Source organism: Sinorhizobium fredii NGR234, from assembly GCF_000018545.1.
In the GTDB taxonomy this organism is placed as follows: Bacteria; Pseudomonadota; Alphaproteobacteria; order Rhizobiales; family Rhizobiaceae; genus Sinorhizobium; species Sinorhizobium fredii_A.
Genome location: NC_012586.1, coordinates 799,880 through 812,901, shown reverse-complemented (window position 1 = coordinate 812,901; position 13,022 = coordinate 799,880). Strand labels below are relative to the sequence as shown.

Annotated in this window: 8 protein-coding genes and 3 pseudogenes; 6 read left to right on the top strand and 5 right to left on the bottom strand. The window is 58.5% G+C overall.

Features of this window, described 5'->3' with window-relative positions:
- The first annotated feature begins 154 nt into the window (after positions 1 to 154).
- The 4 genes and pseudogenes from NGR_RS03920 to NGR_RS03905 all read left to right on the top strand — a co-directional run bounded on the left by NGR_RS03920 (position 155) and on the right by NGR_RS03905 (position 3,930).
- Positions 155 to 1,810 (top strand): M10 family metallopeptidase C-terminal domain-containing protein, encoded by a 1,656-nt coding sequence (locus NGR_RS03920; RefSeq protein WP_015886927.1) that lies wholly within the window; start codon positions 155 to 157, stop codon positions 1,808 to 1,810.
- A 16-nt stretch (positions 1,811 to 1,826) separates the two neighbouring features.
- Positions 1,827 to 2,036, top strand: a pseudogene (locus NGR_RS03915) (hypothetical protein); the annotation flags it as partial.
- Between the two features lie 260 nt (positions 2,037 to 2,296).
- On the top strand, positions 2,297 to 2,689 hold the full coding sequence (locus NGR_RS03910) for a hypothetical protein (RefSeq protein WP_164923860.1): 393 nt from the start codon (positions 2,297 to 2,299) through the stop codon (positions 2,687 to 2,689).
- Between the two features lie 275 nt (positions 2,690 to 2,964).
- Positions 2,965 to 3,930: a hypothetical protein gene (locus NGR_RS03905; RefSeq protein WP_015886924.1), complete on the top strand. Its 966-nt coding sequence runs from the start codon at positions 2,965 to 2,967 to the stop codon at positions 3,928 to 3,930.
- A 296-nt stretch (positions 3,931 to 4,226) separates the two neighbouring features.
- Here NGR_RS03905 and NGR_RS03900 read toward each other — a convergent pair whose 3' ends face one another.
- Entirely contained in the window at positions 4,227 to 7,544 is a 3,318-nt protein-coding gene (locus tag NGR_RS03900) for a PAS domain S-box protein (protein WP_015886923.1), read from the bottom strand.
- A gap of 618 nt (positions 7,545 to 8,162) precedes the next feature.
- On the opposite strand from NGR_RS03900, the gene NGR_RS03895 reads away from it, so the two are divergent.
- Complete coding sequence (locus NGR_RS03895; RefSeq protein WP_240545108.1) at positions 8,163 to 8,600, top strand: hypothetical protein; 438 nt, start codon at positions 8,163 to 8,165, stop codon at positions 8,598 to 8,600.
- Between the two features lie 54 nt (positions 8,601 to 8,654).
- Here the strand turns inward: NGR_RS03895 and NGR_RS03890 are convergent, their stop codons facing one another.
- Positions 8,655 to 8,960 carry a PilZ domain-containing protein gene (locus NGR_RS03890; protein WP_015886921.1) on the bottom strand — a complete coding sequence of 102 codons (306 nt, stop codon included), beginning with the start codon at positions 8,958 to 8,960 and terminating at the stop codon, positions 8,655 to 8,657.
- Positions 8,961 to 9,191: 231 nt separating this feature from the next.
- Here NGR_RS03890 and NGR_RS03885 point away from each other — a divergent pair.
- Positions 9,192 to 10,368: pseudogene (locus NGR_RS03885) on the top strand (IS701 family transposase).
- A 194-nt stretch (positions 10,369 to 10,562) separates the two neighbouring features.
- On the opposite strand, the gene NGR_RS03880 reads toward NGR_RS03885, so the two are convergent.
- The 3 genes and pseudogenes from NGR_RS03880 to NGR_RS03870 form a co-directional block, all read right to left on the bottom strand.
- The gene (locus NGR_RS03880) at positions 10,563 to 11,078 is read right to left on the bottom strand and encodes an IS630 family transposase (protein ID WP_432654013.1); all 516 of its coding nucleotides are present in this window, start codon (positions 11,076 to 11,078) and stop codon (positions 10,563 to 10,565) included.
- A 53-nt stretch (positions 11,079 to 11,131) separates the two neighbouring features.
- The gene (ltrA, locus tag NGR_RS03875; RefSeq protein ID WP_164923859.1) at positions 11,132 to 12,391 is read right to left on the bottom strand and encodes a group II intron reverse transcriptase/maturase; all 1,260 of its coding nucleotides are present in this window, start codon (positions 12,389 to 12,391) and stop codon (positions 11,132 to 11,134) included.
- Between the two features lie 80 nt (positions 12,392 to 12,471).
- A pseudogene (locus NGR_RS03870) lies at positions 12,472 to 12,900 on the bottom strand (IS630 family transposase); the annotation flags it as partial.
- Positions 12,901 to 13,022 lie beyond the last annotated feature (122 nt).

Below are 13,022 nucleotides of genomic sequence, written 5' to 3'. Positions count from 1 at the left end.
CGAAGCGGAAGGCAGAATCGCCATCCTCTATCCACCGGGCCGGGCTGCTGAATTGAGAAATCAGGCGATTGAATAGACAGCACGCCAACATCTTCCTCCCCGAACTGCTGTCGTTCGGGTGCTAACATAACCCCAACTTTGACCAGGAACGAGAATGCCTGCAACGACGACTTATGCACTGACCGGCAATGCTTATATCGACGGGATCCTCGGCGACTGGAAATGGGCCGTCAGTGACTTCACATTCAGTTTTCCGGCCAGTGCTTCCTTCTACGGTTACGGTTATGGAAGTGGCGAGCCGCTCAAAGGTTTCGCGACCTTCAATGCCGCACAGATGACCGCCGCGCGGGCCGCCTTCGATCAGTTCGCCTCGGTCGCCAACGTGACCCTCACCGAAATAACGGAGAGCGCAACAAAGCACGGCGATCTCCGCCTCGCCTCGTCCGACGCTCCGAGTACCGCCTGGGCGTATTTCCCTTCGACGGCGGCAGAAGGCGGCGATGCATGGTTCGACAAGTCATCCGGCTATTACAGCCGGCCGGTGAAGGGAAACTACGCCTACACGACTTTCCTTCACGAGATCGGCCATGCGCTGGGACTGGAGCACGCCCATGAAGGGAACGTGATGCCGGCAAACCGCGACTCGATGGAATACACCGTCATGAGCTACCGTTCTTATGTCGGGGCCTCGACGACAACCGGCTATACCAACGAGACCTGGGGCTTTGCGCAGTCGCTGATGATGTACGACATTGCCGCCATACAGCACATGTATGGGGCGGATTTCACCACGCACAGCGAGAACACGACCTATTGCTGGAACCAGGCGACGGGCGAGATGTCGATCAACGGCGTCGCACAGGGTGCACCGGGCGGTAACAAGATCCTTCTCACGGTGTGGGATGGTGGCGGAATCGATACCTACGACTTCTCCAACTATGCGACCGCACTGAAAGTTGATCTGCGCCCGGGCGAATGGACCACGACCTCGTCGGCGCAACTGGCAAGGTTGCGCTATGACGGTTCGAAGGTGGCGGTCGGCAATATTGCCAACGCACTGCAATACAAGGGCGACGCCCGCTCGCTCATCGAAAACGCCAAGGGTGGCGCAGGCAACGACACCATCACCGGCAATGCCGCGGCGAATACCTTGTGGGGAAATGCCGGCAAAGACACGCTCATCGGTGGCGACGGTAACGACAATCTTGTCGGCGGCATAGGCGCCGACCGGCTCGACGGCGGCAATGGAAGCGACCTAGCGAATTACTATAGGGCCGCGGCCGGCATAGTTGCCGATCTGCATTCGCCTGGCGCCAACAGCGGCGAGGCGGCCGGCGACACCTATGTGTCTGTCGAGCGGCTCTACGGATCGGCCTTCAATGACACGCTGCGCGGAGACAATCTCGCAAACCTTTTGAACGGACTGGGCGGTAACGACGTGCTCCATGGACGCGATGGCAACGATACGCTCATCGGCGGTGGCGGTGCTGATCGGCTGATCGGAGGAAGCGGCGCAGACACCTTTGTTTTTCAGACGACGGTTCAATCGGCACCGGCCGCAAGGGATATCATCGAAGACTTCGCCTCCGGCGTGGACCGGATCGATTTGCGTTCCATTGATGCCAACAGCAATAACAGTGGGGACCAGGCATTCCTGTTCATCGGCAGCAATGCATTCCACGGCAGGGCAGGCGAGCTCAACGTGAAGAACGGAGTCATCGCCGGCGACATCAACGGCGACGGTCTCGCGGACTTCCAGGTGAAGGCCCTGAACCTGTCGGTTCTTTCTGGAGCCGACTTCTTCCTCTGACGGGGCTCGAAACGCGATGGGCGAATGGATCGATTTTGAACGCTGGCCGGACTGCAAGAGCATGGAGCGTCCCGGCATAGTCTTTGAGGTGACCAACGGCGAGCAGACCCTGTTCACCGGTTGCGTCGTCCCGCTGCCGCTGCCTTTTGACTGGGAGGCCCAGCCCAAGCGCTTTCGCGCCGTACCGCAGCGCCGGCCGCGGCACTCCTCGCCGATACCGGAGCCGCTGGATCGCTGGCTGATGAGTCTGGATCTCGGAACGGCTGTGAACCAGCCGAACGGGCCGCTCAATCGACTTTTCAACTTATGCAATAAACTGATGTGAAGGTGTCATGCCCCAGACTTCCCGACGTGGGTGTTGCACCCTCCGCGCCTGCGTTGCGATGCATTAACCCAGCCAGCAGGCGCTTCTCGCGCTTCTTAGAGTTGAAATTATACGGCCAGAAATCAGCATAGTAAGGAACTTTTATCCTCACGCGCAGTTGAATGAAACCGCCGATTAACCCGGAAACGTTGCAATGGCTACTGCAGCCGGTAGGAATTCCTGCCGCTGGTATTGTGCAATATGCGATAAGGGAAACAGGTGTGATGCAGTTACCGACCCTTACCGAGGCCGTCAAAAGACGCCTTTTTCAATACGCCGCAATTGGGTGGACTCCGAGCCTACGGCGGCAGGTTGAAATTGTGAACGGCGCCGCCATCCTAACGCTTGGATGGGTGGCCCATCACTCACCCGACTCGCCTTTACCGGAGACAACGGATGAGATTTCGACACCTAGCGAGGAAGAAGTGTACGCCGCAGCGGAATTTCTTGGCTGCCGCTTCGTTGACAAGGGCGAGCGCGAAGACGGCCTGACAATTTATTGGATGGTTGTTTGACTACGGCTACGCACTGTATAGCGGAGGCGTTTCGCGTGGCGAGGCATGGCCTAACGATCACATCGAAGTCCCCGGTCATTCAGCGTTATGCGAGCTGCGATATGGTTTCCCGTCACGCGTATCGCATCCAAGCTGCCGCAGGCAAACGGTCATTTGGGAGTCCAGGCGGATCAATCTTCAGCTTCCACCCCCATTTTTGTGCATTGCAGCATCCGCAGCTGCTGGTAATGTCCCAAGAGATCACGAGGATGGTAGCATGCACGAAAGGATATCGGATGCTTGGCTCACCTGAGTCCAAAACGAAGGACCTCGAATCAATAGCCCGCAGCGGCGGAGCTTTGCATCGCATGGCAGCACGCATACCGACCTATTGGACGGACGCGAGGGAGAATCCGGCCTGGCTACCGATGTTCCTGCTGGCCCGGACCATCCTGTTTCGCAAGGCGCATTGGCTGACCGCAAGGCCTGTTCCGCGAGAAGCAAATTCTTCGCCCTCAATGTTCGGTGATCTCGACGCGCGGATGATCGCGGCGAAACTGAAATCAACCGGTATATTTTCCGGCTTCACATTGCCCGCCGAAATTCATGAGGCGATCGCGCGGTTTGCGCAAGAGACCCCTTGTTTCGGCAATTTCGACCGGAAGCTCGAATTTTTGGCCGGCGAGCATACCGAAGCCGAGCGACGCTTCGGCCGAACCATTCTGAGCGGTCATCATTTCGAGCGAGTCTTGCAATGCGAGGCGGCCGTCGCCGTACAGCAAGACCCGCTGCTCCTCAATGTGGCCAAGCATTACCTTGGCGGTGAAGCGAAGCTGATCACCACGCGAACCTGGTGGAGCTTCCCGACAAAGACCGCCACAGACGCGGATCTCAGCCGAGCTTCCTTCAAATTCCACTTTGATCTTGATGATTGGCGAATGTTGAAGTTCTTCTTCTATCTTTCAGACGTCGATCCCGATTCAGGTCCGCATGTCTACATGCGTGGCAGCCATAATCGCCGACGCTTGAAGCATCAGTTGACGCTGCTCGTCGGGCATCCGGCAGAAGAAGTGCTGGATTTCTACGGTGAAGAAAATGCTATCACTTTGACAGGCAAGGCGGGTTCAGGCTTCGTCGAGGATCCTTTCGGCTTCCATATGGGAACCTTGGCGCGCCAGACTCCGCGCCTGATGATGGAAGTCGGATTTGGCGTGTCAAAGCCATCAAAGCGTCGCTACCATGGCGAGCCCGTGATTCGATAACGGACCCCCCGCTAAGCAGCACAACAGATCCCGAGCGCCGCAGCCGCAAACGCATGGATGCTAAGGCCGGCGACAACAAGGAGATTGGGAGCGGTGGAAGGAAGAGGTGGCCGTTCATTAGCACCTCCTGGGTGGAAAGCTTAGCGGCGGAAATGAGACCAGCACCCTTGGGAAGGGGGCGGAAGACTACTCTCCAGATGCGCCCGTTGCCCATGCAGTCGCTGGAGAAGCTCGGAGAGGGAACGAGGGCGTCTGGCTCCGAGCGCTGAATTGCTGGGGCCAATCAAAGTATCTCGTCATCGACCGGCATTCCCCTTTGGGAAGGAAACCCTCGCCTTAACAGAGCGAGACCGTGGATCGGTGGTGTGGGAATTGACAAAGTCGACCCGACAGAGCAGTGAAACTTGAATGGCCTCAAGCACCCGTGCAGCGGTCAGAGGGCGCGCGAACAGATAACCTTGGGCCTCGTCAAATCCCTCGGCATGAATGACGTCAAGTTGCGTCTGAGTCTCCACACCTTCCACGGCTGTCGTTATTCCGAGCGTGCGCCCGATTCCGGCAACCGCCCTGATAATCGCCAGAGACTCCTTGCCCGTTGGCAAATCGCTGATAAAGCCTCGATCGACCTTGATCTTGTCGAAGGCAAAGGTTCTGAGATAGCCGAGGGAGGAATACCCCGTCCCGAAATCGTCCATTGCGATCTTGACCCCAAGCCGTCGGATATCCTGAAGGACACGCAGATTGTTGTCGCTTTCATCGAGCAAAACTGACTCGGTCACTTCAATCTGCAAACGGGAAGCATCCAGACCCGATTCTTTCAGCGTGTCTCTAACGACAGAGACCAGCCGCCGGCTACGAAATTGCAAGGGCGATAGATTGACCGCCACGCTGACCTGTTGCGGCCATTGAACCGCCTCGGCGCACGCCCGGCGCAGTATCCATTCTCCCAAGGGAACGATCAATCCGGTCTCTTCCGCGAGCGGAATGAAATCCACGGGCGAGATGGCCCCCTTTTCCGGATGGTTCCACCGGACGAGCGCCTCGCAAGTCGCGATCAGGCCTGTACGGAGATTGACCAGTGGCTGATAGTGCAGTTCGAGCTCATCATTTGCCAGCGCCCGTCGAAGCTCGACCTTCATCTGCTGTCGAGCCTGCAGATGCGCGTCCATTCCGGGCTCAAACTGGATGTAAGTGCCACGGCCGCGCGCTTTTGCCCGATAGAGCGCAATGTCGGCCGCCTTGATAAGCTGATCTGCCGCTCTCCCGTCTCTTGGGGAAAACGCTATACCCACCCTCACGCCTATGTCGGCTTGCACGCCGTCCAGCTCATAGGGCGCGCCAAGGGCATCTATGATCCTTTGCGACAGGTCGATCGCCTCCTCCTCCTGACGTACGCCGGTCCTCAGGATGACAAACTCGTCACCACCCAACCGAGCAACAGTGTCGCCCCCCTCGACACATCTGCGCAGCCGCTCGGCCACGCTTCGCAACAACAGGTCGCCGGTTGGATGACCATAAGCATCGTTGACGGCCTTGAAGCCGTCGAGATCCAGGCTGAGAACCGCTGTCTTCGACCTTGCGCGGGTCCCTTCAAAAAGGCGTTCGAAGGCCTCGCGCAGGAATTGACGGTTTGGCAGCCCAGTCACGGCGTCGTGCCGCGCCATATGATGGATTTGCCTGTGAGCAAGCAACCGCTCCTGTTCCGCCTTGTGGCGCTCCGTTATGTCTCTGAAGAACAGAGATATCCCCTCAAAAGTCGGGGCGGCGTGCACTTCAAGCCAGCGCTCCAGCCCCTCCAAATACGCCTCGAACGTTGTGCTGCTGTGCTCCGACATTACCTTCCGGTATTCGACGGCGAACACAGAACTGTCGTTCACCGGGAATAAACGCCAAAGATCCAGTCCGACTGCCTGTTCGTCCACTTGCAGGAGACGCATGGCTTTGGAGTTGAGATACTCTATCCGCCAGTCACGGTCGGCAACCACCACGCTGTCCATTGTGCTCTCAAGCACCCCAGACAGGCGTTCAGCGAGACGCTCGGCATGAAGGCGGGCCGCCTCCGCGTCGTCTCTGGCTTTCCGCGCCTCTGTGATGTCGCGCCAGATTGCGAGCATGCGGATCGGTTCACCGAATGCTCCAAGCACCGGAGCGGTGATGACGTCCATGTATCGTTCCGCACCCGTATTGTCGCGGATGGCGGTTTCGACACGCGTCGTCCTGCCCTGGCGAACCTCGGAATAAACCGCTTCCGCCTTGGCCACATCCGATGCGGGAACCATCTTTTCCCAGCGTACGTCTTCTAGCCTTGTGCTCTCACCGAGTCCAAAAAGCTGCCTTCCCGCACGGTTCATAAGCAGCGGACGCCCGTCGAGGTCGAGGAGGCGTATGCAATCTGGTGTGCTCTCAAAGACACTGCGGATGAGAGCCTCGCTTTCCACCAGGGCCAGTTCGGCCTGCCGGCGTTCTGTAATATCGAGGCCAACGCCGACGTAGCCGAGGAAGCCGCCGTCCGTTGCAAATCGTGGTTGCCCGACATCTATCACCCAGGCATAACTGCCGTCGACGCGGCGAAGACGATACTCGGTTCGGACGGGTGTGCGGAGCCGAAGGGCCTCATTGAAGGCAGCCTCGGCGTCGATCCGGTCGTCAGGATGTATCGCATCGAGCCAACCGAAGCCCTGAGCTTGTTCTGCAATCTGCCCTGTCGTCTCCAGCCAGACGCGGCTTTGGTAGACGGATGCCCCATTCTCATCGGCCACCCAGATCATCACCGGTGCGTCGTCGGCAATTGCCCGAAAGCGAGCTTCGCTCTCCTTGAGCGCCTCCAACGCCTTGCGGCGATCATCGATATTCTCCACAAGACCGTACCAGCGAGTAACCGTGCCGTCTTCGGCCCTTCGCGCGGCAGCACGACTGCGAAACCAATGATAGCCTCCTTGTCCGTCCGCGAGACGGAATTCGACGTCCAACGGATTCCCGGTTGCAACTGATTTGGACCATTGCCGCTCCACAGTCTCGAGGTCATCAGGCTGCATCGCCTTCGCCCATCCCGTCCCGAACGCATCGGCGGGTTCAAAGCCGGTGATTTCCTTCCAGCGTGGGCCAACCTCGAGAACGTCTCCCGATGGATCGGCCGTCCAAGGCACCTGAGGGTGGAGTTCAACGAGCGAGCGATAATGCTCTTCGCTGGCGCGCAGCTCCGATTCGGCCCTCCGACGCGCGGTGACATCTAGAATCGTTGCGACGACCAGCTGCTGTTTCGAATGCCCGCTGGTCAGTTCGGCGCGTCGCTTCTGTGTCAGCAGGTTCCTCACGCTTCCGTCAGCGGAGGTAATTTCCTGCTCAAACAAAAACTCCTCGCCGGTGCTGAGGACTCTTCTATCCATCTCGCGAATACGATCGGCCTCGCTCGCCGGCAGGACGTCGAAATCTGTGAGGCCGATGAGATCGTCGCGTCCTCTGCCGATAAGGGCGCATGCCGCATCGTTCAGGAAGCGGAACTGCGATTGCTCATCCTTGACGATAATCGGTTGAGGAATAGCATCGAGAATGGCTTCAAGGCCGTCATCGAAACGCAAAGGCGATTTCGATAAGCTGAGTTGCGTGTTTTCCATAGTGCTTCAATGACCCATTCTGGAAAGTTTGGCGCCTTGTGCGAACGCGGCGGCGAAATGAAATCCGTTCCGCTGTGGAAATGGCGCGGGCCGAAATGATTTCAACAGCCGTTGGTAGTATCGGTGAACAAGACGTGCGCGAGAGCCATGCGAACAGCCAGATCGACGCAGCGGACGCTCCCCGGTCGATCAGTATCGCCTCGCCGTCAGGGGTGATCGAAAGAGGGCGCGAGCAGACTTAGCCGCCTTCACGCCAAAGGTCGGGCGGCCAGAGGCCAGCAAAGCCGACGGGTCTCGCCTGGCTGCCTGACCCGAAGGCAACAAAAACCCCGCCGAAGCGGGGTAAGTTGATCGACGCCCTGGGAAAATTTCCCGCTAGCGATCTCTTAGAGTACTACTTCTCTCTCAGAGAGTCACTCTCGCCTAATCGGCGGTCGCGTCTTATCACGTATCCTCTGGAGGGGACTCCCGTGATCCCCGCCCGGATCCCGGGCCATTCTGTCGGTCGACGGATGAGGTGCGCGGCAGACCCTTCCACTTGAACAATTGTCTGCTCGCCGCTTTAATTGGTAAAGACGCTGCCCATATCACGCGATTCTGAAAATGCCGAGGATTGTCATGCGCGATTCCAGCAAAGAGATTGTTGACCCGGTTCATTTTTGGATCTCGCGGCAGGCGTGGAATGCCGCACGATTGTTCCTGATGCCGCTGGGGCTGCTCATCGGCATTTCCCCTCCCGCAAAGCTGGAGGCGCACAGCGCCCCATCAGGATGGGACTATCCATCCCAGTGCTGCGGTGAGAGAGATTGCTGGCCGGTCCACGATGGCTCAGTAGTTGAAGGGCCTGAAGGGTATGTGGTGAGAGGAACAGGCGAGACCATCGACTACCGCGATCCACGAGTAATGCCGTCGCCAGATGGTGAGATCCATCTCTGTTTGGACGCGGATGACATCCATCCTCGACTAACGACATGTCTCTTCGTCCCACCCCGCGCAGTCATGGGCTTGCGTCGTCACCAACGACAAGGTGAGTTTCGTATCGACCTTTATCGATGAATATCCAGTTCCGACGATAGTGAACTCCTGGGTCGCCTGCTACCGGTGCTTCTGTCAGCGAAAGATCTTGTAGTACGAGGCGATCTGCGCCGCGGTATTGGATGAGAGCTTGAGCTTAATGCCGATGCGGTCCCCCCTGTTCCACCGAACAATGCCGGTCAGCAGCCCGAGCTCGGCACTGCGGATCGTGACCTCCTGGCCGGTGCGGGCGCCGATGTCGAAAAAGAGCTGAAAGCAGATACCCTCTTCGGAAAGGTCCTTGACGATCCCGTTGCTCGATCCTGTCTTGCAACTGACGTTCCCGGTGATCTGGGTTTGCGTTCTCGTAGAAACACGCTGAACACTGTCCTTGTATGGCATATCGTCCTCGCGAATTTACATTGACCGCCTGGAAATTAGCTTAAAAACCTGAATCAACTTATAATACCTCAACAACAGCTCAATATTTCTACATACGACATAGCTATTCTATCGCATAGATGGACCTGTACTATGTGCGTAAAAAAATTCGCAACGACATACCTAATACTACAGTTGTAAATGAAGGCAAATCATGATTCTCTTCAAGGGATTTCTTGAAGAGGGTTTGGCATGTCTGTTTCGGAATGGTCGGGTTCGGGGATTTCCTGGGAGGGGGAGCTGTCGGCGCTGAAGGCGCGTCTCGGCGTGGTGTTCCGCCGTTCCGAGGCGCGGGAGGGCTGCGGGGCGTTTATCGACGGGCTTTTGTCGGGGATTGAACGCAAGACCGGCTGGCTTCTTTCCGAGCAGGCCGGCTTTGGGCGCCCGTGGCGGATCCAGGCACTGCTGGGGCGGTCGCAATGGGATGCGGACCGGTTGCGCAACATCGTTTGCGACTACGCCATTGAGGCGCTCGGCGATCGATCGGGCGTGCTGGTGGTGGACGAAACCGGCTTGAAGACCCATTCGGTGGGGGTGGCGCGGCAATATTCGGGCACCGCCGGCCGCATCGAGAACTGCCAGATCGGCGTGTTCGTCGCCTATGCCAGCCGCTTTGGCCAGACGCTGATCGACCGACGGCTCTATCTGCCGGAAGCCTGGGCGAAAGACCCGGCGCGGCGCAAGGCGGCCGGCATTCCCCAGGAGGCGGAATTCTTGACCAAGCCGGCGATGGCGCGCGCCATGTTGGCGCAAGCCCTTGATCGCGGCGTGCCGTGCGCCTGGGTTCTGGCCGATGCGGTCTATGGTGGCGATTACCAGACGCGCCGCATGCTGGAGGAGCGCCGACAGATTATGTGTCGCGGTACGCTCCAACAATACCTTACGGTTGCTGACCGATCAGGGGCTGCTGCAGACGGACCCGAAAGAGATGGCCGAGGAACTGCCCGCTGCGGCCTGGGCCGCCTGTCCGGCCGGTGAAGGCGCCAAGGGTTTGCGTCTCTATCACTGGGCACGCATTGCTCTGCCTTATGTCGTTGAGGAAGGCTATGCCCGCTACGTCCTCATCCGCAAAAGCCGCTCGGATCCGCACGCCCTCAGCTATTATCTGGTCTTTGCGCCCGCCGAGGCCACGCTTGCGGAACTGGCAGGCGCGGCAGGATTGCGCTGGACGATCGAGGAATGCTTCCAGCGCGCCAAGGACGATCTCGGCCTCGACCACTGCGAGGCCCGCTCCTGGCACGGCTGGCATCGCCACATGACGCTCGTCATGGCCGCCGCTGCCTTCCTCGCCAAGCTCGGCGCCGATCTACGCCGTTCGGCCTGCGGCAAACCGAACGAAACGAGTCCAAATCCGCCAATCGCTGCCTGACGCGCAAGCTCAGACTCATCCCCACCGTCGCCGAAATCCGCACCCTCATCGCTCGGCTGATCATGCGAAAGCCCGCAAAACGGGCTTTCATTCTCGCCTGGTCTCTCTGGCGACGAACCCATCAGGCGCAAGCCATGCTCGCCCACTACAGAAAACGAGGTTATTTGCAACTGTAGAACTAAAGCGTGTCGCGTTCAATCGGCCTCATATCCGGCCGCATTGAAGTAGTTCCGGCATTCTGTGACGGAGAAGAGATTGCAGATATCGCCGAGTGCATCGGCGATGGCGTCGAAACTGCGGGCGGCCCGCTTGCGCAGCAGCGCCTTGAGCTTGGAGAAGGCCATTTCGATCGGGTTGAGGTCGGGCGAATAGGGTGGCAGGAAGAGCAGCCATGCGCCTTTCGCCTTGACCATTTGTTCGGCCCGCTCGCTCTTGTGGAAGCCGACATTGTCGAGAATGACGACGTCTCCGGGCGACAGCGTCGGGGCGAGTTGCGTTTCGATCCAGGTCTCGAAGATGCGCCGGTTCATCGGCGCGTTGACGATAAAGGGCGCGACCACGCCATGTGATCGCAGGCCGGCGATGAAGGTCTGCGTCTTCCACGAACCGAAGGGGGCGTGGGCGCGATAGCGTTGCCCTTTTGGTGCCCAGCCTGAGCGCTTGGTCAGCTTGGTATTGGTCGAGGGGTGAGTAGGCCGGAGGAGTTTCACCAGCCGGCCTCTCGCAGAACGGTGCGTGAACCTCTCGATTCACACCGCTCCCATCAGGTAAACGTGTTCGTTCCGAACGCCTTCCAATGCACGAACAGCCCCGGATTTTCCCGCGCCAGCTTTCGCAAGAAGAGACTGGCGCGTGTCTTATGGGACTGAAAGCGTTTGAACTTGCGCCTGATCCAAGCCCTGAGTTTCTGATTAACGTAATCAGCCAGAGTGGACAGGGCCGAACGACTGTACCGTCCATAGTAGGCAATCCATCCCCGAAGGAGTGGATTGAGCTGTTTGGCGATTTCGGCCAGCGTCCCCGGCGTCTGCCGCGGGATGTTCAAACTTTTGATCGTTGCCCGCATCGACTTGAGCGCCGTCGGACTGACCGCAGGCGTGTAGCCACAGAAGAACTCGTCCCGCTGTGTGTTCGCCACCCGTCGCGGCCGGAACTGATACCCGAGAAAGTCGAACGTGACATTCGGATACGCCTCCCTGCGCCGTTGATCCTTGCAGTAGACAATCTTGGTCTTTGTCGGATGCATCTGAAGTCCGCACGCTGCCAGCCGAGAACTCAGCTCCACCTTGAGGGCTTCGGCTTGTTGCTCGCTCCGGCAGTGAACAAGACCATCGTCGGCATATCGACACCATGGAAGGTCGGCATGCGTCCGCGTCATCCAGAGATCAAATGCATAGTGCAGAAAGAGATTCGACAAGATCGGGCTAACCACGCCTCCCTGTGGGGTACCGCGTGACCGCTCGATGACTTCTCCGTTCTTTTCCATCGGCGCTGTCAACCATCTTTCGATGTAGAGCAGAGCCCACTTGCACTTCACGTCCTTTCTGACCGCCTTCAGCAGGAGATCGTGCGGAAGATTGTCAAACAGCCCTTTGATGTCGAATTCCAAAACCCAATCATACTTCCAGCACCGCTGACGCGTCACTCCGACGGCATCCAGAGCCGATTTTCCCGGCCTGTAACCGTAGGAGTCCGGAAGAAAGAGGGAGTCCAAATCCGGCTCGATCATCTGCTTGACCACCATCTGCGCGATCCGATCGCTGACCGTGGGCACACCCAAAACCCTTTCGCCTCCAGCCTTCTTCGGAATGGAGACGGCGCGCACCGGCGGCGGAAAGTAAGTTCCCGAGGACATCCGATTCCAGATCTTGTAGAGGTTTGCTGCAAGGTCTTTCTCAAATATCTCCAGCGTCTGCCCGTCCACTCCGGCTGCGCCATGGTTGGCTTTGACCGCTTTGTAAGCTTCGTACACTCGACGTTTCTCAATTCGAAACGGTTTGTCTGTCGTACCTGTCGAAGTCATCCTGTCGCCAGTTGTTCCAAATAATACGACCACCTGATCCGACCCCTTTGCTCCGGCCCCATTATACCAACCCTCATTGATCAGAACCCATGGGCCCATTGCCTGCGACCGATGGACATGATCTTCCAGGGTCGGTCCTGCAGTGTTCGCCATGCGTGACAGCAGTGGTCGACGATGTCCTCGTAAGATTTGAAGACGCGGTTTGAGAGCCAGTTTTCGCGCATGAACTGCCAAATGTTCTCGACGGGATTGAGTTCGGGCGATTTCGGCGGCAGGGGCAGAATGGTGATGTTCTCGGGAACCATCAGATTGTTGGACATATGCCACCCTGCCTGGTCCATGATCAGGATGGCGTGCGCACCGTCGGCGACGTTTCGCGATATCTCGATCAGATGCTGGTTCATGGCATGAGTGTCACACCAAGGCATCACCAGGGCTGCGGCCTTGCCTTGGCTGGGACAGATCGCGCCGAAGATGTAGGCCGAGCGGGTTCTCTGGTCGTGCTGCGCGGCGACAAACAAGGTGAGACTCAGCGTCAATCAGGATGAGACTCGGCGGTGGGGGTGTGACGAAGGGAGGGCGTAGCCCGACCGGAGTTACACCCCCGCCGCGGCGCAATTTTTAGGCGTCT

Excerpts from the sequence above, each read along its gene's own strand:
- NGR_RS03890 (WP_015886921.1), bottom strand. The coding sequence starts at position 8,960 with ATGCCATACAAGGACAGTGTTCAGCGTGTTTCTACGAGAACGCAAACC.
- NGR_RS03920 (WP_015886927.1), top strand. The coding sequence starts at position 155 with ATGCCTGCAACGACGACTTATGCACTGACCGGCAATGCTTATATCGAC.
- NGR_RS03895 (WP_240545108.1), top strand. The coding sequence starts at position 8,163 with ATGCGCGATTCCAGCAAAGAGATTGTTGACCCGGTTCATTTTTGGATC.
- NGR_RS03905 (WP_015886924.1), top strand. The coding sequence starts at position 2,965 with ATGCTTGGCTCACCTGAGTCCAAAACGAAGGACCTCGAATCAATAGCC.
- NGR_RS03910 (WP_164923860.1), top strand. The coding sequence starts at position 2,297 with ATGAAACCGCCGATTAACCCGGAAACGTTGCAATGGCTACTGCAGCCG.
- ltrA (WP_164923859.1), bottom strand. The coding sequence starts at position 12,391 with ATGACTTCGACAGGTACGACAGACAAACCGTTTCGAATTGAGAAACGT.
- NGR_RS03900 (WP_015886923.1), bottom strand. The coding sequence starts at position 7,544 with ATGGAAAACACGCAACTCAGCTTATCGAAATCGCCTTTGCGTTTCGAT.